Source organism: Actinoplanes sp. NPDC051861, assembly GCF_040681145.1.
Taxonomy (GTDB): domain Bacteria; phylum Actinomycetota; class Actinomycetes; order Mycobacteriales; family Micromonosporaceae; genus Actinoplanes.
The window spans coordinates 22,866-46,956 of sequence record NZ_JBFAYE010000036.1; the positions used below are offsets into that span (position 1 = coordinate 22,866).

Below are 24,091 nucleotides of genomic sequence, written 5' to 3' on the forward strand. Positions count from 1 at the left end.
GAACGACCCGCGGCAACGGACCGCGTGCGACAATGTCGCACGTGCCCGGCCTGATCCAGTCCATCGAGCGGTCCTCGGCCGTGCTGCGGCTGCTCGCCGCCGGACCGGACCGGCTGCGGGTCGGAGAGATCGCCGAGGCGCTCGACCTGCCCAAGTCCACCGCGCACGGCATCCTGCGGACCCTGGAGCACGTCGGGTTCGTCGAGCAGGATCCGCGGACCAGCCGCTATCGGCTCGGCCGTGGGCTGCTCGACCTCGGCGACAGCGGGCTCGACGTCAACGAGCTGCGTGGCCGGGCGCTGAACTGGGCGGACGCTCTCGCGGCGCGCAGCGGTGAGGAGGTACGGATCGGGGCGCTGCGCGACGACCGGGTTCTCGTCGTGCACCACGTGTTCCGGCCGGACGACTCGGCGCAGTCGCTGGAGAACGGTCAGCTGCTGCCCGCACATGCCACGGCGCTCGGCAAGGTGCTGCTGGCCTACGACGTGTCGGCGGTGCACGCGGTGGTGGCGGGTGGGCTCCTCGCGTACACAAGAAGGACCTTGACCAAACGCGAAGAGCTTGCCCGGTCCCTCAGCGAGACCCGCTCGCGAGGCTGGGGTCTCTCCGTCGAGGAACGCGAGCCGGGCCGGGCCGGGATCGCCGCGCCCATCCGCGCGATCGGTGGCCTGGTGGTCGGTGCGATCGGTATCTCGGGGCCGGTGGAACGACTCTGCGACACCCGGCGGCAGGCCCGTCCGGCGCTGGTGGAGCACGTGACGGCGGCGGCCCGCGCGATCTCGCGTGACCTGGCATGACCGAGCGCTATGTCCTGGCCATTGATCAGGGGACCACGTCGACGCGGTGCATTCTTTTTGACCGGCGGGCGACCGTGGTGTCGATGGTGCGGGCCGAGCACCCGCAGTCGTATCCGCGGCCGGGCTGGGTGGAGCATGACGCGGCGCGGATCTGGCGGGATGTGAAGCGGCTCCTGGCTCGGGTGCTGCGGGATGCCGGGGTCGAGTCTTCGCAGGTGGCGGCGATCGGGATCGCGAATCAGCGTGAGACCGTGGTGGTGTGGGACCGGGAGTCCGGTGTTCCGGTGGCGCCGGCGATCGTGTGGCAGGACACGCGGACGGAGTCGTTGGTAGCCCAGCTTCCCAACATTTCCGAAATAACGGGTTTGCCGCCCGCGACGTATTTTTCGGCTACGAAGCTGCAGTGGCTGCTGGACAACGGCCTGCGGGAACGGGCGATCCGGGGCGAGATCCTGTTCGGGACGATGGACAGCTGGCTTCTCTGGAATCTCACCGGGCGTCACGTGACCGATGTGACGAACGCCAGCCGGACGATGCTGATGAACCTGTCCACCCTGGACTGGGACGACGAGTTGCTCAGCCTCTTCGGGATTCCTCGGGCGATCCTGCCGGAGATTCGGTCCTCTTCGGAAATATACGGCTTCTCCTCGGTGCTGCCGGGAGTGCCGATCGCGGCGGCCATGGGAGATCAGCAGGCGGCGCTGTTCGGGCAGACCTGTTTCGCGCCCGGCGAGGCGAAATGCACCTACGGCACCGGCGGCTTCCTGCTGATGAACACCGGTGTGGTGCCGGTCCGATCCCGGCATGGCCTGATCACCACGGTCGGCTACCGGATCGGCGACGAGAAACCCGTGTTCGCCCTGGAGGGCTCGATCGCCATCGCCGGATCACTGGTCCAGTGGCTGCGCGACGGCCTGGGCCTGATCAGCACCGCCTCCGAGATCGAGACCCTGGCCGGCACCGTCGGCGACAACGGCGGCTGCTACATCGTGCCCGCCTTCTCCGGCCTGTACGCGCCCTACTGGCACAGCGAGGCCCGTGGCGTGATCGTCGGCCTGACCTCGTACATCACCAAGAGCCACCTGGCCCGCGCGGTCCTGGAGGCGACCGGGTTCCAGACCCGTGACGTGGTCGACGCGATGAACGCCGACTCCGGCCTGACGCTGACCGGGCTCAACGTCGACGGCGGGATGACCGCCGACAACCTGCTCATGCAGATCGTCGCCGACGTCCTGGACGTGCCGGTGGTCCGCCCGATGGTCGCCGAGACGGTTTCACTCGGTGCCGCGTACGCCGCCGGTCTCGCCGTCGGCTACTGGTCCGACCTGCGTGACCTGCGCGCCAACCGGCACCCGGCGGGCCGCTGGACGCCGGCCCTGGACCCGGACCGGCGCGCCGCCGAGTACACGAGCTGGCGGCGCGCCGTCGAGTGCGCGGTCTTCTACGGCCAGGTGTAGGGGTCCCTGACCGGCTTCGGCTCCCGCGGCTGCTTCACCGGGTTGGCCCGGAACTGCTCGGTGTGCACCCCGAACGACCGGTCCAGCTTCGGCATCCAGTACGCGTCATCGTGCCGCCCGGCCCCGAGCTGGTAGTCGTGCCGGACACCCCTGGCCGCCAGCGCGGTGCTCATCTGCTGCGCGGCCACGCCGAACCGGTAGTCGTCGGAGTCGCCGCCGTCGAAGTAGTACCGGTGCCGGTTCAGGTCGGCCACCGGCAGGGTGGTGACCAGTGTCAGCGGCCGCAGCCCGGCGTTGGCGGCCCGTTCCTCGGCCGTGCCGACCAGCGGCGCCAGGCTCAGCGCACCCATGTGGCTCGCGATCGAGCTGAACACCGAGGGGTTCTTCCAGGCGAGCGTGAACGCGCCCTGCCCGCCCATCGACACCCCGCTGATGCCGCGGTGGTCCCGGTCCGGGATCGTCCGGTACGCCCGGTCGACCAGCGGCACGATCTCGTCCACGATCATCGAGCGGTAGTTGCCGGCCGAGGTGTCGACGTACCAGCCGCTGTCGCCGTCCGGGAACACGACGATCGTCTCCTCCAGGCCCTTCTCGCGGATCAGCCGGTCGAGGACGGTGTCGATGTCCCGCGCCTCCCACTCGATGTTGCTGCCGTTGAAGCCGTTCAGCATGTACACGACCGGGAACCGCTTTGCGGTGGTGCGGGTGTAGCTCTGCGGCAGGTACACGTTGAACTGCATCCGGCGGCCCATCGCGGCGGAGGCGTAGTCGTCCCGGAAGAACCGCGCGTGATCACCCAGCTCGACGTCCTTGCGGGGGTCGAGGTAGAGCAGTTCACGGGCCGTCGGCAGGCTGGTCCAGCCGCGGATGGTGTCCACCACGAGCCGGCCCTGGCTGTCCACGAAGACCTCGGCCTGCGCGTCGGTGAGTGTCACCCTGCCGGTCTTGAGCAGCGCCCGCAGGTCGGACAGGCGCCGGTCGGCGGTGTCACCGGAGTGGAAGAAGCTGGGTGCCAGGGTCTCGGCGTACGCACGCGTGTTGCCAGCGGCCACCGCGCGGTGCTGCGCGTTGAGCACGGCACACGCGTGCGCGAGCTGAGCCCGGGTGGCGGCTGTGCCGGTGATCCCGGACAGCGCGCGCAGCCGGGCCTTCGAGTACAGGCCGACCGGGCCCTGATAGAAGCCGCCGCCACCGGTGCCGTCGTAGACGCGTACCGCGAGGACGTTGGTGCCACCCCACTTGAGCAGGCCGTCCGCCGGGTAGTACTCCCGCGGCACCTCCCACGTGGAGTCGAAGTTCGGCGGGAACCCGCCGGTGCGCCCGATCTCCTGCCCGTTGAGGAACGCCCGGTCGGCGTCGTCGATCTTGCCGAGCGCGGCGACCACGGCGGAGTCGGTGACCCCGGCCGGTCGCTCCGGGAGCGTGAAGGTCTTGCGGTACCAGGCGAATCCGTCGTAGGTGGACAGGTCGGTGTGGTTGCCCCAGTTGTCCGGGACACTCCAGTCGCGCCAGCCGGAGTCCGCGAACGCCGGGTCCGACCAGGCCGGATCGTCGCCGGTGGTGAACTTCCAGCCGTCGCCGGCCAGGTCGGCGCCGAAGTCGACGGACCCGGTGGTGGCACAGGACGTGTCGGTCTTCGGGTGCGCGGTTGCCGATGTGGGAACGTTCACACACGTCAGCGAAAGGGCGAGGGCGCCCAGCAGGGCGGCCCTCCGGCGGGTACGGGAAACGGAAAGTGACATCGAGCCTCTCCTAGAGGACGTGTTCACAAGATCACACACGAAACGTAGTGGACGCACACTCGCAAACCTGTTGGCGTCCTGTCAACAGGGTGCCGGAGCGCGCCTGGCCTGGTGTGGTGTGGTTCCCGCGACCGGAAGCCATCAGCCTGTCCACCGGGCTCCACATCTATTTACGAGCCCATTCCGGGATGTCAGCGGAATGGGTGTCGCTATGGCGTGGGTCGATTCCTGAATCGTCGTTCAAAATGACATGACGCGTCGCGATGATCGCTCACCGTGATCGACCGGTGTTCGCCGGTGCCGATCACGAAGGGGATGACATATCGTTTTCGGGGATGAAGTTTCGCCGCTGGCACCTCGCCGTACTAGCGCTCCTCGCGGTGTTCGCCCTGGCCTGTGAGGGTGCGGGCGCCACGCCGGAGCCGCCCGGTGACGCGCCCACGAGCCGGCCGCCGTCCGGGCTGCCGTCGTCGATGGCCGCGCTCGGCGACTCCATCACGGCCGGGTTCGGCAGCTGCCTGGCGTTCGTCGCGTGCAGCCGCAACTCCTGGTCGACCGGGACGGCGTCCTCGGTGGACAGCCATTATCGGCGCATTCTCGAGGACAATCCCAGGATCAAGGGGAACGCGAAGAACTTCGCCGAGCCGGGTGCCGAGGCCGACGCGCTCGCCGGGCAGGCAACGCGGGCCGTGGAGATGAAGGCGCAGTACGTGACGATCCTGATCGGCGCGAACGACGCCTGCTCGCGCGACGTGGCGAACATGACGGCCGTGACGACGTTCCGCAAGGAGATCGACCGCGGGCTGGCCCGGCTCAGGAAGGGCCTGCCCAAGGCGCGGGTGCTGATGGTGAGCGTCCCGGATCTGTACCGGTTGTGGCAGCTCGGGCGGGGTGACGACAAGGCCGTGGAGGTCTGGGGCCAGGGTGGCATCTGCCCGTCGATGCTGGCCGCGCCCACCTCGACCGCGAGCGCCGACGAGCAGCGGCGCAAGCGGGTCCGGGACCGCATCGAGGCGTACAACGAACAGCTCCGCAAGGCCTGCAAGGCGTATGGGAAACGGTGCCGGTGGGACGGCGGGCGGGCGCACGAGGTGCGGTTCTCCCTCGATCTGATCAACCGGATCGATTACTTCCACCCGAACGTCGAGGGCCAGAACGAGCTGGCCGAGGTGGTCTACCCCGACCGCTTCGGATGGTGATCGGCGTCACATCCGCAAAGATTGGCACATTCCGGGGTCGGCGCCCCGGACCTGCGCATTTCTGAATTCTCTCACCCAGAGTAGTGACATCGTGCCGTTTTAATGTGCGCGATCAGCGGTATGAAATGGTCCGCAAATCGCTGAGAGGACCTGAGGAATGGCCGACTGGGTGCTCGTGCCCTGCCTGGTGCAGTTGCGCACGGAGTTGAACCGGATCGCACCGGACCGGGACAAGACGAGCGACGGCACCATCGGCGACCGGGCGCATCAGGCGACCGTCTCCGATCACAACGACGACGAGGTCGGCCGGGTGCCGATCTACGACGCCGACTCGAAGCACGAGGTTCACGCGTTCGACGCCGACGACGACCTGCGTACCCCGAATCTGACGATGGAGATGGTGGTGCAGCACATCCTCGCCCGCTCCCGCAGCGGCGCCGAGAACAGGCTGCGCTACATCATCTACAACCGCCGGATCTGGGAGGCGTCCAACAGATGGAAGCAGCGGGCGTACACCGGTAGCAGCCCCCACACCGAGCACGCGCATTTCTCCGCCTCGTACGTGACGTCGCGCGAGGCCAACACCACATCCTGGCGACTGGAGGACATCCCCGTGGCACTCACCGACGCCGACAAGCGCTGGCTCACCACCGAGTTCACCCGCATCGTGGACGCCCGCCTCGACCAGCTGACCAAACCTCGTCCGCTGTACGGGCCCGACAGTCAGCCGGACGGCACCGTGACCACCGACCTCGGCAACGCGTCGTGGCAGCAGGGCGTCCCGAACGCCTTCATCGGTGGGAAGCGCACGACCGCGTACGAGCTGCTCGGCGACATCGCCGAGGCCGTCTCCAAGCCCTGACGCGATCCATCGACGCTGTTAAGATCCTTGGAACCGCCCGGACGTCCATCCCCGGGCGGTTTCGGGGAGAAAAATGCGTCCTCTGCGCAAATCGCTGCTGTCCGTAATTGTCCTCGCTGCCGCGGTCGTCACCGTGACCGCGCAGCCCGCTCAAGCGATGACCTACACCGCCGCCGAACTGGCGGCCTGGGCCTACACCGACTCCGCGCGGCCCACCACGGCGGATCCGAACCCGGACGGCGACGCGCCGACCGGCGTCACCGGCGACACGGGCGCCCGGCGCGCCTACTTCACGTTCGACCTCACGCCGTACCGTGACCAGGTCGTCCATCGGGCGAGTTTCTACTCCTCGGAGCGCACGGTGCGGGACTGCACCGCGACCGCGCCGATCGAGGTCTGGCGCTCCCGGCCGGTCACCGAGACGACCACCTGGAAGAAGGCGCCGAAAGAGCTGGAGCTGGTCGGCCGGTACAACCTCGGCAAGGGCGTCATCTGCCCGGGTGCCTACCTCGGCGTCGACGTGCTCCCGCAGGTCGAGGCCGCGCTGGACCGGCGCGAGAAGTCGATCACCTTCGAGGTGCGTGTCGCGGCCGGTTCCGAGACCGACCCGGCGGTCGCCCGCACCTGGCGCCGGTTCGCGCTGAGCATGTCGTCCAACCACGCGCCGACGGTGAGCGCGCCGAAGCTGCTCTATCCGGACCGGCCGTGCGGCACTCTGGCGAAACACCCGACCGCCGGTGGCTCGTTCACCCGCTTCAACGCGACGGCGGCCGACGCCGACGGTGACCGCCCGCAGCTCTACTACGCGAGCTGGCCGGTCGCCGAGCCGGAGAAGCGGGTCGAGTCCACCTCGATCACCCGGGACCTCCGCGAGTTCGCCGACGGCACCGTGATCGCCTGGGCCGCGCAGGCCCGGGACCGCGACGACTCCAGCCCGTGGACCAGGACCTGCTATCTGACGGTCGACAACACCGCTCCCGCCAAGGCACCGGTCGTGTTCTCCCGCAAGTACGACTCCCAGGGCTACCCGGGCACCGGAGGCCCTGGCGTGCCCGGGACGTTCGTGTTCGACGCCGAGGGTGACCGGGACGTCGTCGGCTTCGCCTACCGGACCATCAGCGGCGGTGCCACGGAGTCGGTCGCGGCGAACCGGCCGGGCGGCCGGGCACGGGTCGAGATCGCGCCCAGCCACGACGCGCGGTCACGGGTCGAGGTCCAGTCCTACGACGCCGCGGGCAACCGCGGTCCGTGGACGGGCTACGACTTCTGGGTACGCGACACCGCGCCGTTCGCCGTTGTCGACGTCGCCGGTGTCGGCCTGCCCAGCCGCATCACGCTGCAGTCACGGGCGGCGGAGGTGACCTCGTTCGGGTACGCGCTGAACGGCGGCGCCGAGGTCCGCGTGCCGGTGGTGGACGGGAAGGGCACCGGGGAGATCGTCTTCCCGTCCGTCGGCTCGCACACGATCGTCGAGCGCAGTTACGCCGGCCGCAAGGTGATCGGTACGGAGACCGAGACGATCTGGGTGAGCGACGCGCCGGGTATCGCCTCGGAGCAGTTCAACTGGCAGTCCTCGCCGCTCAGCGGGGTGCCGGGCACCTTCACGTTCACCCCGCGCACCGCGAACGTGGTGGCGTACCGCTACGACTTCGGCGACGAGCAGAAGACGATCGAGGCCGGACCGGACGGCTCCGCGGTTCTGGAGTGGACGCCGGAGGACGGCCGTTACTACGAGATCACGGTGGTCGCGGTCAAGGCCGACGGCTCGGTCACCGAGGCGGCGCGCGAGCAGTTCTTCGTGATCAGCACCAAGCCGTTCCTCTACACGGACTACGGCACGACCTGGCCGGACCCGGACGGTGTGGGCCGCCCGGCGAACGTCCACCTCGACAGCGATCTGCCCGATGTGACCGGCTTCGTCTACAGCTTCGACGGCGGGCCGGAGAAGGAGACCACCGACGGCGCGCACGCGATCGTCGAGGTCGTGCCGCTGCACGCGGGGGAGAACACATTCACGGCGCGGGCCCGGCTGGCCGACGGCACGCTCTCGCCGGCGGCGACCCTCACCTTCACCGTCTCCGACGCCCCGCTGGTCTCGGTGCGGGGTCCGTATGGCGAGACACCGATGACCGGCAGGGAGGCCACGTTCACGTTCGAACCGGCGATGCCGGACGTGACCGGGTATCGCTACACGATCGGCAACAGCGGGGAGGAGACCTACGTCGCCGCGAAGGCGGACGGCACCGCGCAGTTCGTCTGGACGCCGCAGTGCTGCTCCTACGAGATGCTGGTCGTGCACAGCGTGCGTGCCGACGGCTCGGTCACCGAGAGCCGCACGTTCGGGTTCCAGATCGACGACGCCGGTGTCTCGGTCAGCGCGACCTGGGACCAGTGGTGGCCGTCCGGCGGCATGGGCGTGCCGGGCCGGATCGGTTTCAGCGCCTCACCGAGCGAGGCCACGAAGCGGTACCTGTGGCACGTCGGCGACGAGCCGGTGCAGTCCGTGGACCGGGAGGAGGACGTGCTGGTCACCTACGTCCCCTACACGCCGCGGCAGACCGGTGAGCTGATCCTGTACGTGCAGCGCGAGTTCGTCGACGGCGTCCTGTCGCCGGTCACCGAGTACCGGATGCTGGTCGGCACCAAGCCGCTGGTCGAGGCGGACCGGCTCCAGGACAACAGCTGGAACGGCGCGCCGGGCGATCCGGCGGTGCTGAAGTTCAGCGGCGGAATGCCCGGTATCACCGAGTACGACTACCGGGTCTTCGACTACACCGCCCTGACCGAGGTGGCTGCCGGAACGGTCTCCGCCACCGAGGGTGTGGCGGAGCTGGCCTGGACCCCCGCCGAGGCGCACTACTTCATCGTGACGGTCACCGGGCGCACCGCGGACGGGACGATCACTGATGAGGGCCAGTTGTCGTTCAGCGTCTTCTCCTGACCGTCGGCAAGAACGAACGTTCTTGCTTCCCTTGGCGGAAGCAAGAACGTTCGTTCTACCTAAGAGCCGGGGCCGTCAGACCAGCTGGGTCAGTACGTCGAACTCCACACCCCGCGCCTGGGCGAGGTAGATCCGCTGGTTCACGTGGCGTTCGTGCAGGCGCAGCAGACCGCGTGGGCCCTCATAGGACACCGACTCGGCGTTCGCGCCGATCGCGCGCAGGTCCGTCGCGCCGGCCCGCTCGATCAGGGCCGCGAGCAGCAGGACACCCTCGTAACAGGACTCGCCGAGACTGCCCAGCGGCGGTGCCTCGGCGCCGAAGCGGTCCGCGTACCGGCCGTGGAAGTCGAGGTTCTCCGGCGTGACCATCGAGGCGAAGAAGCCGGCCGTGCTGAACAGGTCCTGTGTGGTGGACGCGCCGCTGGCCAGCAGCATGTTCTCGTCCATCAGGGTGCTCAGGCGCAGGCACTGCCCGGCGAGGCCGGACCGTGCGAAGGCGCGGTTGAAGCGGACCGCGTCGGTGCCGACGAGCAGCATCAGTACGGCGTCCGCGCCGGACCGCTCGATACGCCGCAGCACGCCGGTGAAGTCCGAGGTGCCCAGCGGGACGTAGCTCTCGCCGGCCACGGTCATCCCGGCGGAGTGCGCGAAGAGCGTGGCCGCCTGCGCTGTCCGGCGCGGCCAGACATAGTCGTTGCCGACGATGAACCAGCGGCGGGCCCGGCGCTCGTCCCGCAGCAACCGCATCGCGGGGAACAGTTGGACGTCCGGGGTCTCGCTGGTCAGGAAGACGTCCTCGGCGCGTTCGCCGCCCTCGTAGAGCGCGGTGTAGACATAGGGCACCCGCCCGGCGAGCCTGGGTGCGACCGCCTGCCGGACCGAGGAGATGTGCCACCCGGTGACGCCCTGTACCGCGCCGGACTCGACCAGCGCCGCGACCTCGCTGCCGACGGCCTGCGGCGCGGCGCCGCCGTCGACCGGGATCAGGCGCAGCTCACGGCCCAGCACCCCACCGGCCTGATTGATCTCCTCGGCGGCGAGTTCGGCGCAGAGCTCCGCGCTCGGGCCGAAGATGCCGGCCGGGCCCCGCAGCGGCACGACCAGCGCCACGTCGAAGGTGCCGGGAGGCGACATCGCTTCATGGTCCTGGATCGTCGCGCCGAGGTGAAGACAGTTTCGGTACCATCCCGACGATGCGGGGATCCACGGACCTCATGTACCTGCTGACGCGCGCCGAGCGGCTGCTGGCCCGCCGCCTGGCGACTTTCCTCGACGCCGAGAGCTGTTCCATGGACGCGTGGCGTGTCGTCACCGTGCTGGCCGACGGCAGGGGCCACTTCATGACCGAGCTCTCCGACCTCGCGTTCCTGCCGCCCGGCAGCCTGACCCGGCTGATCGACCACCTGGTGGAGGAGAACCTCGTCTACCGCCGGGGCGACGACGTGGACCGGCGGCGCATCCGGGTGCACCTGTCGGCGCGCGGCCGCCGCCTGCACGACCGGATCGACGCGGAGATCCGGCGCAGCGTCGCCGGCCTGCCCGCGGACGATGAGCTGCTCGGGCGGCTCGGCACCCTGATCGCCGCACTGGACACGGCCGAGGTCCATATCGAGTAACGTGCATCACATGGCGGAGCTCTACTCGCGACGGTCGTTCCTGGCCGGAGTGCTGACCGCCGGGATGCTCTCCGCCGCCACCGGTTATCTGCTCACCCGCCGGGAGCCCGTCACCCTGACGCTGGCGACCGGCGCCGAGCCGACCGGTGGCGGCCGGAACCTCCTGATCAACCTCTGGAACGACCTGCACCCGGACGTCCGGATCGTGCCCAAGGAGATCAACAGCTCCACCCAGGACCAGTTCGCCAAGTTCACCGAGAACCGGGCGGACATCTACAACCTGGACGCCATCCACATCCCGCGCTTCGCCGAGGCCGGCCGCATCGACCCGATCGTGCCGCGCAACGACATCTCCCTGCTCGGCCCGGTGCGCCGGGTGTGCCAGGTCGAGGGGGAGACCGAGCGGCTCTGGGCGGTCCCGTTCAACGCCGACGTCGGCATGCTCTACCGGCGGGTCGCCGACAAGCGGGCCGCCGACTCCGAGCCCGGACTCGACGACGTGCTGGCGACCGGCAGCTTCACCGGTCAGCTGGACACCGTCGGCGTGCAGACCGACGAGGCGTTCGTGATCAACGTCCTCGAACACGCGCTGGCCCAGGACGACGCGATCCTGGACGCCGACGGCGTGGTCTCGTACAGCCTCGGCCAGTGGAAGACCGCGCTGGCGCCGCTCGCCGACGCCCTGCGGTCCCGCAAGGTCGACGCCCAGACCGGCGAGGAGGACACCGTCCGGGCGTTCCAGCGGGACAACCTGCGCTACATGCGGAACTGGCCGGTCTGGTTCCCGGGCGTGGACCGGCAGGAGAGCGCCGAGCCGGAGACCGCGGCGATCCGTCTGGGCCGGCTGCCGGTCGGTGTCCTCGGTGGCCAGAGCCTCGCGGTGGACCGGGACACCCCGCACCGGGAGGAGGCCGAGCAGGTGATCCACTTCCTGACCGACACGCCGGCACAGAAGCTGCTCGCGACGTACGGTTTCGCGCCGACCGGCCTGGACGCCTACATCGACGAGGAGCTGGAGGACGCCGCGCCGCAGCTGAGCATCGTCCGCTACGCCGTCGAGGGCGCGCGGCCCCGGCCGGTCCACTCCGGTTACGCGGCGTTCGCGCAGCGCTTCAAGGAGCACACGCACGCGTACCTCTACCAGGGCGAACAGCTCACCCAGCGGTTCGTGCAGGACATGCAGGAGGCGTTGCGATGACCGGATCCGGGCTGCAGGGCTGGCACGTCTCGCTGTTCGTCTCGTTCGGCATCGCGTTGATCGTGGTCATCGAGTGGATCATCGCGGCGGCGCTCCGGGGCGGTCGCTCCCAGCCGCAGACGCCGAAGGCGCGCCTGGTCGACAACCGGGTCCGGGCCGGTCTGCTGGTGCTGCTCAGCGCTGTCGCCGTGGTGATCGTCGCGGTGGGCCTTCTCGGTCCGAGCCTCGCCGATCAGCTGGCGGGTGTCACGGCCGCGGTCCTCGGTGTGGTCACCATGGCCCTGGCATACCTCTCCTACCAGGAGTCGCTCAAGCTCTCCGCGCAGATCCGGGCCGCCGCCGAGTCCAAGGACGTTCAGTCCGAGGAGAACCGCGCCACGTAACGCTTCTGCCAGGGCGTTTCCACCGCTCGCGGGTGATAGTGGCGGCGCACGAACCCGACTGCCTCGCGCGGTGGGACGCCGTCCAGCACGGCGAGGCAGGCCAGCGCGGTGCCGGTCCGGCCACGACCGCCCCCGCAGGCGATCTCGACACGCTCACCCTCGGTGCGGCTCAAGGCTTCGATCAAGGCCTTTCTTGCGTACGCGGAATCGGACGGCAACCAGAAGTCGGGCCACCTGATCCACCGGCCGCTCCACCCGAACTCCGGCGGCGCCGAGCCGAGCAGATAGACCCCGAACTGTGGCGGATGCCCGGACGGCATGGGTTCGCGCAGCCCACGGCCCCGGATCAGCCGCCCCGACGGCAGCGCCAGCACCCCCGCGCCGTCCTTGTCCCAGCCGCTCGTGGTCATGCCGTAAATCATGTCGCGGAATCGGCGGATCCACGTAGTGTGCTCACCTTGTGAGTGCGCTCCTCCAGACCCTCGTCCCCGCTCGGCTCGGTACCGGATTCCGGTGGTTGCTCGCCTCCTCCTGGACGACGAATCTCGGTGACGGCATCGCCGCCGCGGCCGGCCCGCTGCTGGTCGCCTCGCTCACCACCGACCCGTTCCTGATCTCGCTGGCCGCCATGACCGCCTGGGCACCGCCGCTGATCTGCGGCCTCTGGGCCGGAGTGCTCTCGGACCGCCACAACCGCAGAACGATCGTTCTTTCTGCCAACGCGTTCCGCGCGGTCGTGCTGGTCGCGATGATCGCCGCCCTGGCGGCCGGCCGGCTCCCGGTAGCGGCGGCGCTGATCGGGCTCGCCCTGATCGCCACGGCCGAGGTGTTCGCCGACAACACGACCGGGACGCTCACCCCGATGCTGGTGCACCGCGACGACCTGGCGGTGGCCAACGCGCGGCTGCAGACCGGTTTCATCACGCTCAACCAGCTGGCCGGCCCGCCGCTGGGCGCCGTGCTGTTCACCGTCGGCCGGGCCTGGCCGCTGCTGACCGAGGTGCTGCTGGTCCTCGCCGGGATGGTTCTGGTCAGCCGGGTGTCACTGCCGCCTCACGGCCGGGCGGTGGGGGAGGCCGGCCGGTCCGTGCGGCACGAGATCATCGAGGGCTGCCGCTGGGTCCTGCACCATCCGCCGGTCCGCACGCTCTGCCTGACGATCCTGGTCTTCAACCTGGCGTTCGGCGCCGCCTGGTCGGTGCTGGTGCTCTACGCGAGCGACCACATCGGACTCGGCTCGATCGGCTTCGGCGTCGTCACCGCGGTCTCCGCGGCCGGCGGCATGCTCGGCACCGCCCTGTACGGCTGGCTCACCGCCCGGATCAGCCTCGGCAACCTGATGCGGATCGGCCTGATCATCGAGACGCTGACCCACCTGATCCTGGCCGCCACCACCTCGCCCTGGGTGGCGCTGCCGGTGTTCTTCCTCTTCGGTGCGCACGCGTTCATCTGGGGCACCACCTCGACCACGGTCCGGCAGCGCGCGGTTCCCGAGCAGTTGCAGGGCCGGGTGAGCGCGGTGAACACGATCTGCGTCTTCGGCGGTCTGGTGATCGGCTCGGCGGCGGGCGGACTGCTGGCCAGGCAGTACGGCCTGGTCGCGCCGTTCTGGGCGGCATTCGGCGCCTCGGTCGTCTTCCTGGCTCTGCTCTGGCCGCAAATGACTCGGATCGCGCACCGCGACCAGCTATAGTCCGGCCCATGTTCTGCTTCAGCGTGCGACGCCGGCGTCCCGAGGGCCGCCGCTGAAGCTCTGCTTTCCACCCGGCGGGTCGTCACCCGCCGGCGCTGGACAGCGATCGGTGCGACCCGTCCGACGTCTCGATGGGGTCGACCATGAATCTCGAAACGCTCCTGCACGACCGGCTCGCGCCCGCTCTGACCGCGGTCGCCGGCGCGCCGGTTGACCCGGCCGTCCGGGTCTCGCCGCACGCCGACTTCCAGTCCGCCGCGCCGCTCGCCCTGGCCCGGCAGCTCGGCCGCCCGCCCCGCGACGTCGCCGCCGATGTGGCGGCCCGGGTCGATCTGACCGGTCTCGCCGAGGTCGCCGTCTCCGGACCGGGCTTCCTCAACCTCACCGTCACCGACGACCTGATCACCGCCGCGCTCGACGCGCTGTCCGGCGACACCCGGCTGGGCGTGCCGCGGGTCGCGGACCCGGCTCGCATCGTCGTCGACTACTCGGGGCCCAACGTGGCCAAGGAGATGCACGTCGGCCACCTGCGCTCGACGATCATCGGCGACGCGCTGGCCCGGATCCTCGCGTGGCAGGGCCACGACGTGCACCGGATCAACCATCTCGGCGACTGGGGCACACCGTTCGGGATGCTGATCGAGCACCTGGCCGGTGCCGACGGCGATTATTCGCTGGGCGACCTGACCGCGTTCTATCAGGCGGCCCGGAAACGGTTCGACGGTGACGAGGAATTCCGGACCCGGGCCCGGCTGCGGGTGGTGGCGCTGCAGGCCGGCGACGAGCCGACCCGGGAGCTGTGGCGGCGGCTGGTCGCCCAGTCCGAGCGGGCGTTCCTGGCCGTCTACGAACGGCTCGGCGTCAGCCTGGGCCCGGACGACTTCGCGGGGGAGAGCAGCTACCAGGACGACCTGGCCGGCGTCGTCGCCGACCTGGATGCGAAAGGCCTGCTGCACCTCAGCGACGGCGCGCTGTGCGCATTCCCGGCCGGATTTCCCGGCCGCGACGGACTTCCGCTCCCGCTGATCGTCCGCAAGGGCGACGGCGGTTTCGGGTACGCCGCGACCGACCTGGCCGCCCTGCGGAGGCGGGTGGACGACCTGGGCGCGACCCAGCTGCTCTACGTCGTCGGCACACCCCAGCGGATCCACTTCCAGATGGTCTTCGCGGTGGCACGGGAGGCCGGGTGGCTGCCCGCCACGGTCAGCGCCGAGCACATCGGCTTCGGCTCGATCCTCGGCGCGGACGGCAAGATGCTCAAGACGCGGGCCGGTGACACCGTGCGGCTCGCCGAACTGCTCGACGAGGCGGTCGCCCGTGCGTCGGCACCCGAGATCGGCCTCGCCGCGATCAAGTACGCCGACCTCTCCGGCGACCGGCGCGGCGACTACGTCTTCGACTGGGACCGGATGCTCGCGTCGACCGGGAACACCGGGCCCTACCTGCAGTACGCGTACGCCAGAATCTCCTCCCTGTTTCGCAAAGCCGGCGCCGAACCGGGGCCGATCGTGCTGTCCCGCCCGGAGGAACGTGCCCTCGGCCTGGTTCTTCTCGGGTTCGAACCGGCCGTGTGCGCCGCGGGTGCCCACCGCGAGCCGCACCGGCTCACCGGTTACCTGCACGACCTGGCCGTCGCGTTCTCGACGTTCTACGAGCACTGCCCGGTGCTGCGCGCGGAGGGGCCGGTGCGCGCGAGCCGGCTCGCCCTGGCCGCCCTGACCGGACGCACCCTCCATCAGGGAATGGACCTCCTCGGACTGCCGGTGTTGCAGGAGATCTGATCGACGAGAGTTAGGGTCCCTCGGTATGAACCTTTCTCACGGGATATCGCGGCGTGGCGTACTCGCCGCGTCCGCGGCTACCGCCGCCGCACCGCTCGTGCTCGCCGACCCGGCACAGGCCGGCGGCGGCAAGCACCCGCAGACATACCGGCTCACCGTGCTGGGTACTTCGGACACTCACGGTAACGTCTACAACTGGGACTACTACCGCGACGCGGAGTACGACGACAGTGCTCACAACGACGTCGGCGTGGCCAAGCTGGCCGCCCTGGTGAACAAGCTGCGCGCCGAGGCGACCGGTCCGGTGCTGGTCCTGGACGCGGGCGACACCATTCAGGGCACACCGCTGGCGACCTATTACGCCAAGCAGGAGCCGATCACCGAGACCGGCGAGAAGCATCCGATGGCTCGCGCCATGAACGTGCTGGACTATGACGCGGTCACCCTCGGCAACCATGAGTTCAACTACGGGCTGCCGCTGCTGAACCTGTGGATCCGCCAACTGGGCTTCCCGGCGCTGGCGGCGAACGCCATCAGCGTCAAGACGGGTAAGCCGGCGTTTACCCCGTACGTCATCAAGAAGGTCTCCGTCGGCCGGCACGGACCGACGCTGCGGGTCGGCATCCTGGGTCTCACCAACCCCGGCTCGGCCATCTGGGACCGGGCCAACGTCGAGGGCAAGATCCAGTTCACCGACATGATCGCGACCGCCGCGAAGTGGGTGCCGATCATGCGGGCCCGCGGCGCCGACGTCGTGTTCATCTCCGCGCACGGCGGTGACAGCGGCACCTCCAGCTACGGCCCGGAGCTGCCCAACGAGAACCCGACCGCGCTGATCGCCGAGCAGGTGCCCGGCATCGACGCGATCCTGTTCGGTCACGCGCACCGCGAGGTGCCGGAGCGGTTCGTCACCAACCTGACGACCGGCGAGCAGGTGCTGCTCTCCGAGCCGTCGCGGTGGGGCATGCGGCTCACCAAGATGGACTTCGACCTGGTCCGCGAGAAGGGCTGTTGGAAGATCACGTCGAAGGCGGCCACGACGCTCAACACCAACACGGTCGAGGCCGACCCGAAGGTCCTCGCTGTCGTGCGCAGGCAGCACGAGAAGACCGTGGCGTACGTGAACCAGGTCGTGGCGAACTCCACCGAGACGCTCTCCGCGGCGACCTCCCGGTACGAGGACACCCCGATCCTCGACTACATCAACAAGGTGCAGACCGACACCGTCACGGCGGCACTGGCCGGCACCGAGTACGCGTCGCTGCCGGTCCTGTCGATCGCCGCGCCGTTCAGCCGTACCGCGGTGTTCCCGCAGGGCGAGGTCAAGATCAAGGACGTCGCCGGGCTCTACATCTACGACAACACCCTGGAGGCGGTCGTGCTGACCGCCGCCGAGGTGAAGGCGTACCTGGAGTACTCGGCGAAGTTCTTCGTGACGCTCGCACCGGGCGCGCCGGTCGACCCCGCGACGATCAGCGACCCGGCGGTGCCGGACTACAACTACGACGTGTTCTCCGGCGTCGACTACGACATCGACATCGCGAAGCCGGTCGGCAGCCGGATCACCCGCCTGCAGATCGGCGGCGTGGACGTCGACCCGGCCGCGCGGTTCGTGGTGGCGGTGAACAACTACCGGCGCTCCGGCGGCGGCAGCTTCCCCGGCATCGTGAAGACCCAGGTCTACAACGAGCAGCAGGAGATCCGCCAGCTGCTGATCGACTGGGCGCAGGCCAGGGGCGTCATCGACCCGGCCGACTTCTTCGTCAAGAACTGGCAGCTCGTCCGCGACGGCGTCCCGATCACGTTCTGAGTCGTCAAACCCCCGTGTGTGGATTTCGGGTTCGTACGGAGGCCGAAATCCACACACGGGTTATTTCGTGAGCTCCCAGTTGCCGCTGTCGTCGGCGCGGACGAAGCGGGAGGCCCGCCCGCCCTCGGCCAGCTTGAAGGTGCACAGGTACGTCGTCAGGCCGCCCGAGGGCTGCTCGTCCTCGGGGCTGCACTGCGGGTCGGAGATCTCGGAGCCGATGGCCGTACGCATCCGGCCGTCCTTGAGAATCTCGCCCTGCAGCACCTTCGTGACCGCGTTCTGCCGCACCTGCAGGTAGTACGGCACCGCCACCATCGAGGTCAGAACTGTCCAGAAACCACCGGCCACCACGAACGTCGTGACGAACGCGATCCAGTACGGCGCGCGGTTCCGGCCGTAGCGGCGGGCCTTGGCGGCACGCCGCATCGCCGAGACGGCACCGAGCAGGCTGAAGAAGAACGTCAGGACCACCACCGGAACCCACGACGGTGCTTCCGGCCGACCCGATGCGAGGACCTCCTCGGGGAACTTGACCAGCAGCTGACCGTGCTTGTTCTCCGGATCGCCGTACGGGGGGACCAGCCCGCCGTACAGCGGTGCGGCCGGCTCCGCCGCGGGTGCCGGAGCGGGTGGGCTCGCCCACGGCGGAGCCGTCGGGTAGTGACCCGGCTCCGGTGGAGTCTGAACTGTCATGCGCGGGCCTCTCGGTAGCGGCACGGTTGCGATCCCGTGCCGCCGCCTAGATCGGCCGCGTGATCACCGAGTTGAGGATTCGGCTTCCCGGGTTGCGATCACGGTGCTGTCCAGCGGGACCTGCATCTCGGTGACCCACTTGTCGAAGTCGTCCGGCGGGCAGTCCAGGTAGACCTCGCGGGCGAAGCCGGGCCCGTCGGTGCGGTAGCCGTTGTCGTCGATCCAGGTGGCGATCGCCTGACCGGTGCGGAACGCCTCGGACATCGAACCGCGATGCAGGGCGGTGGCGGCCTCGAAGGCGGGCAGCACGACGACGTCGAAGGTCGCGCCGGTCACCTCCACCTCGCCGATCGGGAACGCGGCGTGCACCGTGATCGTCTCGTCGCCCGGCCCGGTCGGCGCCGGCCGGTAGTACGCAATCGGCGACCCGCAGATCGGCACCCCGGCCGCCTCCATGAGATCCATGAGCCGGGGATAGAGCGGTGTCAGGTTCTCGGTGATCGAGGCCGGATCGTCGTAGCCGCCGGGTGCGGTGGCAGACAGCTCCGCGACCCGGATCGCCGCGATGTGCTTCAGGACGACGTCAGCGGTGTCCATGTGCCCCTCCGTTTCAATCAGCCGGAGACGGGCGTCGACCAGGGCCAGGCGGGCATTGTCCCGCCGCACCCGCGCTGCCAACTCGGCCCGGCGCAGCCGCAGCATGCCGCGCAGCTCACCGATGTCCAGCTTCTCGTCGATCATGGCCTGCACGTCGGACAGGCTGAAGCCGAGATCCTTGAGGGCGAGCACCCGGTTCAGGACGCTCAACTGCTGGGCGGTGTACCACCGGTAGCCGGTGTGCGGGTCGACGTGGGCGGGTCGCAGCAGGCCGATCGCGTCGTAGTGACGCAGCATGCGTACCGAAACCCGGCCCAGGCCGGCGAAGTCTCCGATGCTCAACATGGTCGCTCCACCGTCCTCCCTGACACTGTGTCAGGGTCAAGCCCCGGCCGCGCCCCCACCGGTCCCGGGCTGCTCGGGGTCGGTCGTCGGCGTGGTCGTGGTCGGGTCGGTCGTGGGGCCGGTCGTGGTCGGATCGGTCGTCGGGCCGGTCGTCGTCGGGTCCGTGGTCGGGTCGGTCGTCGGCGTGCCGGTCGGGCTCGGCGAGTCCGCGGACGGGCTCGGCGTGGAGCTGGTCTCGGAGTTGCGAGGCCTGGTCGGCCGGACGGTGCGCCGGGTGGTGGGCGATGTGGAGGGCACGACCTCCTCGCTCAGCTCCGGCGTGTCTGGCGTCTGCTCGACCTCGGCCTGCTGCCCGGGATTGCCGGACGGTGTCTCGTTGCCGGCCTGCAGCGCGAAGATCAGCCCGAGGCTGCCGGCCACCGCGAAGAGGGCCAGGATCGCGATCATCAGGGCGCGCTGCCCGGCCGGGCGGCCACGCTGCGACGGGACGTTGCGCGGCATGGGCACGCCACCGGGTGCGGCCGGGCTCAGCGGCCTGTTCGGGAACTGGCCCCCGCGTGCCGGGCTGACCGGGGTGGTCGGGAACTGGCCGGTGCCGAACCGTGCCGCCGGGCTCACCGGCGAGGGCAGGGTGGTGCCGGTCAGCCGTTTCCAGTCCAGCGGGCCGGCCGCCGCGAACGCGGCCTCGGCGAACTCGGCGGCGCTCTGGAACCGGTCGGACGGCTGTTTCGCCATCGCCTTGGCGATGAGGTCCTGCACGTCGTCCGGGACGTGGGCGGGCAGCGGGTCCGGCTCGTCCTCCAGGTGGCGCAGCGCGACCTGCAGCGCGTTGTCGCCGTCGAACGGCGGGCGGCCGGCGATGCAGTGATAGGCCACGGCGCCGAGCGCGTAGATGTCCGTGGCCGGCGTCAGGTTGCCCTTGGCGACCTGCTCGGGAGCCATGTAGAGCGCGGTGCCGACGATCGCGTTGAGGCCGGTGACGCTGGTCATGGCGTTCGACCGGGCGACGCCGAAGTCGACAAGGATCACCGCGCCGGTCGGTTTCACGATCAGGTTGCCCGGCTTCACGTCCCGGTGGACGATCCCGTTCTCGTGGGCGGCGTGCAGCGCGTCGGCGGCCTGCGCCACGATCGACATCGTCTCGGCGACGCCGATCTGGCCCTCCTTGACGCGGGTGGAGAGCGGCTCGCCCTCCACGAACGCCATCACCAGGTATGCCACCTGCTCGGGGCCGTCGTAGTCACCGTCGCTGGCGTAGTCGTAGACCTCCACGACGCCGGGGTGGCGGAAGGCGGCCATCATCCGGGCCTCGCCGTAGAACCGGGTGGCGAACTCCGGGTCCTCGAGCATCGCGGTGCGGAGCACCTTCACCGCGACCGTGCGGCCGAGCACCACATCGGTGCCTCGCCAGACGTCACCCATCCCGCCGGTGGCCACTCGCTCGTCCAACCGGTACCGGTTGTCCAGGAGATTTCCCGCACTGAGCACCAGCGGACCTATCTGATCAGGCGGCAGGGTGCCGCGGAGCAAGCCGAATGCCGCTCAACTGTACAGAGCCGTGTTCAGCTGCGGGAGGCCAGCAGAGGTGGCCGGATCCGCCACCGGACGGGCGCCCCGCCCGGCGTCCGGCCGGGCAGTCCCGGCTGTTCAGAGGAGCCCCGGCTCGCAGCGGCGAGGTACCACCGGGGAGCAGGCCGGCCCGCGCCCTCGGTGGTACCCCGGCCGTCAGGTCTCGTCGTAGGTCGGGGTGACCACGATCGCGGTCTCGGCCAGCTCGAGTTGCTCCTCCTCGGCCTGCCGCTCCAGGGCCGCCCGCGCGGTGCCGGCCACCGCCCAGCCGATGGCCAGGCCGATCAGGCCGACGCCGGCGATCAGGCCCCACGGCCGTCGCGGCTTGCGCCCGGCCAGAGCGTTCGCGGCGGCGTTCGCCCGGAACAGCGCCTCGTCTGTGACATAGCTCACCCGGTCACCCGCCCGATCGGCCAGTTTCCGGCTCTTCCGGCTCGCCCTGCCGGCCAGATCGGATGCGGCGCCGGTGGCGCTGCCGGCGGTATGTTTCCCGGCCTCGCCGGCCGTCGCCATGGCCGCGGAAAGGTGCTCCCACGCTTGGCTCGCCGTCCGCTCGGCCCTGTTCTTCCTGCTCGAGAACATCGCTTACCTCCTGCGGTGGCCCTTCAGGGTCGCCATACCCTCTCCAGAGTGGAGCAAACGTCCGTTGTGGACGTCATCACGGTTCGAAAACGATTTGACCCGCCGCAGTAGTGTTGACCACGTTCACACGGGCCACTCAGGTGGCTGACAGGTTCGGCGCCTAACCTTTCGGTCAGTTTCACCGAACCTTCCGGGGGTAGTCCTTTGCCCTGCTCAAGCAGGTTAAGGCGGCGGCCCGCGAACAGAGGAACAACGCCCGGAGACGCCGGGTGGGTGGAGGGAAGAGGCGTGACGCTGTCGATAACGACGTCGACGCTGGCCGACGGCGCGGTTGAGGTCTCGCCGCGCGGCGAGATCGATGTCGAGAACGCGTATGAGATTCGTGAAGCGGTTGCCGCTCAACTGTCCGAGGGCGGGTGCACACGCATCGAGCTCGACATGCGGCACGTGAGCTTCATCGACTCCGTCGGGATCAGCGCCCTCGTGGCAGCCCACCAGCTCGCCGGTGTGAGCGGCGTCAAGCTCGTCGTCACCCGGCCCAGCCGTTTCGCGCACCGCCAGCTCTGGGTCACCGGCCTGCTCGGGCTCTTCGGCAACCCACAGCCCTACGAGGAGGCCGTGACCGCCGCCGGCGCGTGACGTCACGGCTCAGATCGCCGGGCTCTGCACCCGGATCGCGTCCACGTTGATCCGCACGCTGGTGTCCTCGTGCGGCGCCCGGATCGGCGTGATCACGGCGTAATTGTCGGCCAGGGCGGCCAGGTCGCTGCCCGGGTCGAGGTCCTCCTCGGCCGCCTGCACGGCGGTGCGGACGTAACCGTCACCCGCTTCGGCGATGCTCATTTGCACCTGGCCGAACCGGGCGAGCGACGCCTGCCGCAGCCCGCGGATGCCGTCCACGTGCAGGTCCGGGACGTTCAGGTTGAAGATCGTGCCCGGCGGGGTGTGCAGCAGCGAGGGGAGCAGCCGGACCGCGAGCTCGGCACCGCTGGCCCAGTGGTGCTGCTCGTCGTCGATACGGTCCAGGGCGGCGATGGCGGCGCCGCCGCTCGACGCCGATGCGGCCGCCGGGGTGAGCACGTCCAGCGAGACGGCCAGGCCGTACAGGCCGGCGTGCGAGGCGGTCAGTGTCGCGCCGACGGTGCCGGAGTGCACCACGGCGGCGCCGGCGTTGGCACCGCGGTTGATCCCGGAGAGCACGATGTCCGGCGCCGGGCCGAACGCCTCCCGCAGGGCCAGCAGCACGATGTACGCCGGTGAGGCGGCCACACCGTACGCCGGAATGTTCTTGGCACCGGCCAGCTCGCGTTCCTCGAAGCAGATCTTGCCGTCCTGCACCACCGCGGTCATCGACGCGCTGCTACCGCTCGACTCGCTCAGCGGCGCCGCCACCACCACGTCGTAGCCGGCGTGCGCGACCGCCCGGGCCAGCCATCGGATGCCCGGCGCCTCGATGCCGTCGTCGTTGGTGATCAGGATTCGCATAGCAGCCTGATGGCCCGTTCCGCCGTTCATGATGCCTTCCGGAGAGGGGTCAGCTCGACCCGTTCGGTCAGTACGCGCACCGCGTCCACGTGCCCGGTGCCGAGCCCGTGGCGGGTGACGTTGAGCGCGCCCGCCGCCGCACCGGTGCGGACCGCCTCGTCCATCGCGCCGCCGTGCGCCAGCACCGCCGCCACGCCGGCCGTCATCGAGTCGCCGGCGCCGCGGTGCTCGGCGGGGGTCAGCCGGGGGAGCGCCACGGTGTAGATCTCGTCGTTGAACAGCGCCAGCGCGCCCATGTCGGCCCGCGACACCACCACCGACTCGGCGCCGCTCTCGTGCAGCTGGATCAGCGCCTTGGTGAGCGACTCGGTGGAGCCGTCCGGCGCGGTGCCGTCCGCGATCAGCTCCTCATGGCTGATCTTCAGGACCGAGATGCCGGACTCCAGGACGGCCGCCAGGTGCCGGCTGCACAGGTCGGCGATCACCTTGCACCCGTTGGCCCGCAGGTCGGCGGCGAGCCGGCCGTAGACCTCGGGTTTGATCACCGAGGGGTGCGCCGGGCCGCTCAGGATCGCGATGCCGGCCCGCAGGCCCTCGGCGAGCGTCAGGTTGTAGAGCTCGTCGAGCTCGTGCCGGGACAGCGGTGTGCCCGGCCGCTCGGCGATCTCCTGACGGGTGCCGCCACGGCGGTCGTGCACGTACCACCCGCTGCCGTGCTCGCGCATCACCAGGCGCAGGGTCACGCCGGGCAGGTCGGCGAGCAGCGGGCTCAGCACCCGGCCCACCTCGCCGCCGGCGGCCGCGCAGAGCGTCACCTGCGCACCGAGCGATGTGATCATCCGCGTCTGCCAGATGCCCTGCCCGCCGGGATGGACGTGCAGCTCCGGCTCGTCGTGGTGTTGCTCGATGGTCACCGTCAGCTGGGGCGCCGGCGCGAAGACCATGACACGGGCGTCACTCATGTCTCGCATTGTCATCTTTTTGCGCATCCGGCGTGGCGGATCGCAAAAAGAACAGATGCCCCGCTCTATGACTCGAATCCCCGGCCAGTCAGCTCCCTGACCGGCTCCGTCAGCTCGGGACGGGCACGGAGCAACTCGTCCAGCCGGATCCGCCACTTGCCCGCCTCCAGGTCGAAAGCGCCCCGGTCGCCGCCGGTCCGGGCGGACTCGGCGGCCAGGTGGTCACGGGTGGCGGTGAACGCCTCCTGGACGTCCGGGCCGAGCAGGTCGCGGACGAGGTGGGCGAACTCGGCGGCCCGCGGTCCACCGGCGGCGCGCACGAAGGCGCGGGCCGCGTCCCAGACCACCCTCGGTTGATGAACGATCGTCGATGACATCC

At 70.0% G+C, this 24,091-nt stretch carries 22 protein-coding genes; 12 read left to right on the forward strand and 10 right to left on the reverse strand.

Features of this window, described 5'->3' with window-relative positions; translation table 11 throughout:
• Nucleotides 1-41 precede the first annotated feature (41 nt).
• Nucleotides 42-797 (forward strand): IclR family transcriptional regulator, encoded by a 756-nt coding sequence (locus AB0M02_RS45705; protein WP_364238802.1) that lies wholly within the window; start codon nucleotides 42-44, stop codon nucleotides 795-797.
• On the forward strand, nucleotides 794-2,254 hold the full coding sequence (glpK, locus tag AB0M02_RS45710) for a glycerol kinase GlpK (RefSeq protein ID WP_364238803.1): 1,461 nt from the start codon (nucleotides 794-796) through the stop codon (nucleotides 2,252-2,254). The genes AB0M02_RS45705 and glpK overlap by 4 nt, the downstream gene beginning before the upstream one ends.
• On the opposite strand, the gene AB0M02_RS45715 is transcribed toward glpK, so the two are convergent.
• Nucleotides 2,239-3,996: an alpha/beta hydrolase-fold protein gene (locus AB0M02_RS45715; RefSeq protein WP_364238804.1), complete on the reverse strand. Its 1,758-nt coding sequence runs from the start codon at nucleotides 3,994-3,996 to the stop codon at nucleotides 2,239-2,241. The two genes, glpK and AB0M02_RS45715, sit on opposite strands and share 16 nt — an antisense overlap.
• A gap of 335 nt (nucleotides 3,997-4,331) precedes the next feature.
• Here AB0M02_RS45715 and AB0M02_RS45720 point away from each other — a divergent pair, with 335 nt between their 5' ends.
• The 3 genes from AB0M02_RS45720 to AB0M02_RS45730 all read left to right on the forward strand — a co-directional run bounded on the left by AB0M02_RS45720 (nucleotide 4,332) and on the right by AB0M02_RS45730 (nucleotide 8,998).
• On the forward strand, nucleotides 4,332-5,195 hold the full coding sequence (locus AB0M02_RS45720) for a GDSL-type esterase/lipase family protein (protein WP_364238805.1): 864 nt from the start codon (nucleotides 4,332-4,334) through the stop codon (nucleotides 5,193-5,195).
• 157 nt (nucleotides 5,196-5,352) lie between these two features.
• Nucleotides 5,353-6,057, forward strand: coding sequence for a hypothetical protein (locus AB0M02_RS45725; protein ID WP_364238806.1), 705 nt, complete (start codon nucleotides 5,353-5,355; stop codon nucleotides 6,055-6,057).
• Between the two features lie 73 nt (nucleotides 6,058-6,130).
• Nucleotides 6,131-8,998: a hypothetical protein gene (locus tag AB0M02_RS45730; protein WP_364238807.1), complete on the forward strand. Its 2,868-nt coding sequence runs from the start codon at nucleotides 6,131-6,133 to the stop codon at nucleotides 8,996-8,998.
• Nucleotides 8,999-9,073: 75 nt separating this feature from the next.
• On the opposite strand, the gene AB0M02_RS45735 is transcribed toward AB0M02_RS45730, so the two are convergent.
• Nucleotides 9,074-10,132, reverse strand: coding sequence for a substrate-binding domain-containing protein (locus AB0M02_RS45735; RefSeq protein WP_364238808.1), 1,059 nt, complete (start codon nucleotides 10,130-10,132; stop codon nucleotides 9,074-9,076).
• A gap of 59 nt (nucleotides 10,133-10,191) precedes the next feature.
• On the opposite strand from AB0M02_RS45735, the gene AB0M02_RS45740 reads away from it, so the two are divergent.
• From AB0M02_RS45740 to AB0M02_RS45750, 3 genes are read left to right on the forward strand one after another with little or no spacing between them, the layout of a single operon-like run.
• Nucleotides 10,192-10,614 carry a MarR family transcriptional regulator gene (locus AB0M02_RS45740; RefSeq protein ID WP_364238809.1) on the forward strand — a complete coding sequence of 141 codons (423 nt, stop codon included), beginning with the start codon at nucleotides 10,192-10,194 and terminating at the stop codon, nucleotides 10,612-10,614.
• A gap of 10 nt (nucleotides 10,615-10,624) precedes the next feature.
• Nucleotides 10,625-11,812: an extracellular solute-binding protein gene (locus AB0M02_RS45745; RefSeq protein WP_364238810.1), complete on the forward strand. Its 1,188-nt coding sequence runs from the start codon at nucleotides 10,625-10,627 to the stop codon at nucleotides 11,810-11,812.
• Nucleotides 11,809-12,195 carry a hypothetical protein gene (locus tag AB0M02_RS45750; RefSeq protein ID WP_364238811.1) on the forward strand — a complete coding sequence of 129 codons (387 nt, stop codon included), beginning with the start codon at nucleotides 11,809-11,811 and terminating at the stop codon, nucleotides 12,193-12,195. The genes AB0M02_RS45745 and AB0M02_RS45750 overlap by 4 nt, the downstream gene beginning before the upstream one ends.
• Here AB0M02_RS45750 and AB0M02_RS45755 read toward each other — a convergent pair.
• Nucleotides 12,168-12,605 (reverse strand): protein phosphatase, encoded by a 438-nt coding sequence (locus tag AB0M02_RS45755; RefSeq protein ID WP_364238812.1) that lies wholly within the window; start codon nucleotides 12,603-12,605, stop codon nucleotides 12,168-12,170. The genes AB0M02_RS45750 and AB0M02_RS45755 overlap by 28 nt on opposite strands.
• Nucleotides 12,606-12,655: 50 nt before the next feature.
• On the opposite strand from AB0M02_RS45755, the gene AB0M02_RS45760 reads away from it, so the two are divergent.
• From AB0M02_RS45760 to AB0M02_RS45770, 3 genes are all read left to right on the forward strand, one after another.
• On the forward strand, nucleotides 12,656-13,888 hold the full coding sequence (locus tag AB0M02_RS45760; protein ID WP_364238813.1) for an MFS transporter: 1,233 nt from the start codon (nucleotides 12,656-12,658) through the stop codon (nucleotides 13,886-13,888).
• Nucleotides 13,889-14,031: 143 nt separating this feature from the next.
• A complete protein-coding gene (gene argS / locus AB0M02_RS45765; RefSeq protein WP_364238814.1) occupies nucleotides 14,032-15,669 on the forward strand; it encodes an arginine--tRNA ligase in 1,638 nt (545 codons plus the stop codon).
• A gap of 25 nt (nucleotides 15,670-15,694) precedes the next feature.
• The gene (locus AB0M02_RS45770; protein WP_364238815.1) at nucleotides 15,695-17,479 is read left to right on the forward strand and encodes a 5'-nucleotidase C-terminal domain-containing protein; all 1,785 of its coding nucleotides are present in this window, start codon (nucleotides 15,695-15,697) and stop codon (nucleotides 17,477-17,479) included.
• Between the two features lie 60 nt (nucleotides 17,480-17,539).
• Here AB0M02_RS45770 and AB0M02_RS45775 read toward each other — a convergent pair whose 3' ends face one another.
• The 4 genes from AB0M02_RS45775 to AB0M02_RS45790 form a co-directional block, all read right to left on the reverse strand.
• Entirely contained in the window at nucleotides 17,540-18,172 is a 633-nt protein-coding gene (locus AB0M02_RS45775; protein ID WP_364238816.1) for a hypothetical protein, read from the reverse strand.
• A 63-nt stretch (nucleotides 18,173-18,235) separates the two neighbouring features.
• Entirely contained in the window at nucleotides 18,236-19,114 is an 879-nt protein-coding gene (locus AB0M02_RS45780; protein ID WP_364238817.1) for a MerR family transcriptional regulator, read from the reverse strand.
• A gap of 36 nt (nucleotides 19,115-19,150) precedes the next feature.
• Nucleotides 19,151-20,602, reverse strand: a complete 1,452-nt coding sequence (locus AB0M02_RS45785) for a serine/threonine-protein kinase (protein ID WP_364238818.1) — start codon at nucleotides 20,600-20,602, stop codon at nucleotides 19,151-19,153.
• Between the two features lie 237 nt (nucleotides 20,603-20,839).
• Nucleotides 20,840-21,265 (reverse strand): hypothetical protein, encoded by a 426-nt coding sequence (locus AB0M02_RS45790; protein ID WP_364238819.1) that lies wholly within the window; start codon nucleotides 21,263-21,265, stop codon nucleotides 20,840-20,842.
• A 288-nt stretch (nucleotides 21,266-21,553) separates the two neighbouring features.
• Here AB0M02_RS45790 and AB0M02_RS45795 point away from each other — a divergent pair, with 288 nt between their 5' ends.
• Nucleotides 21,554-21,904, forward strand: coding sequence for an STAS domain-containing protein (locus AB0M02_RS45795; RefSeq protein WP_364238820.1), 351 nt, complete (start codon nucleotides 21,554-21,556; stop codon nucleotides 21,902-21,904).
• Between the two features lie 9 nt (nucleotides 21,905-21,913).
• Here AB0M02_RS45795 and AB0M02_RS45800 read toward each other — a convergent pair whose 3' ends face one another.
• Genes AB0M02_RS45800 through AB0M02_RS45810 form a run of 3 tightly spaced genes read right to left on the reverse strand, consistent with a single transcriptional unit; the run spans nucleotide 21,914 to nucleotide 24,089 of the window.
• Nucleotides 21,914-22,750: a 5'/3'-nucleotidase SurE gene (locus AB0M02_RS45800; protein WP_364238821.1), complete on the reverse strand. Its 837-nt coding sequence runs from the start codon at nucleotides 22,748-22,750 to the stop codon at nucleotides 21,914-21,916.
• A 26-nt stretch (nucleotides 22,751-22,776) separates the two neighbouring features.
• Nucleotides 22,777-23,721 (reverse strand): PfkB family carbohydrate kinase, encoded by a 945-nt coding sequence (locus tag AB0M02_RS45805; protein ID WP_364238822.1) that lies wholly within the window; start codon nucleotides 23,719-23,721, stop codon nucleotides 22,777-22,779.
• 56 nt (nucleotides 23,722-23,777) lie between these two features.
• Nucleotides 23,778-24,089, reverse strand: a complete 312-nt coding sequence (locus tag AB0M02_RS45810) for a hypothetical protein (protein ID WP_364238823.1) — start codon at nucleotides 24,087-24,089, stop codon at nucleotides 23,778-23,780.
• Nucleotides 24,090-24,091: the final 2 nt, after the last annotated feature.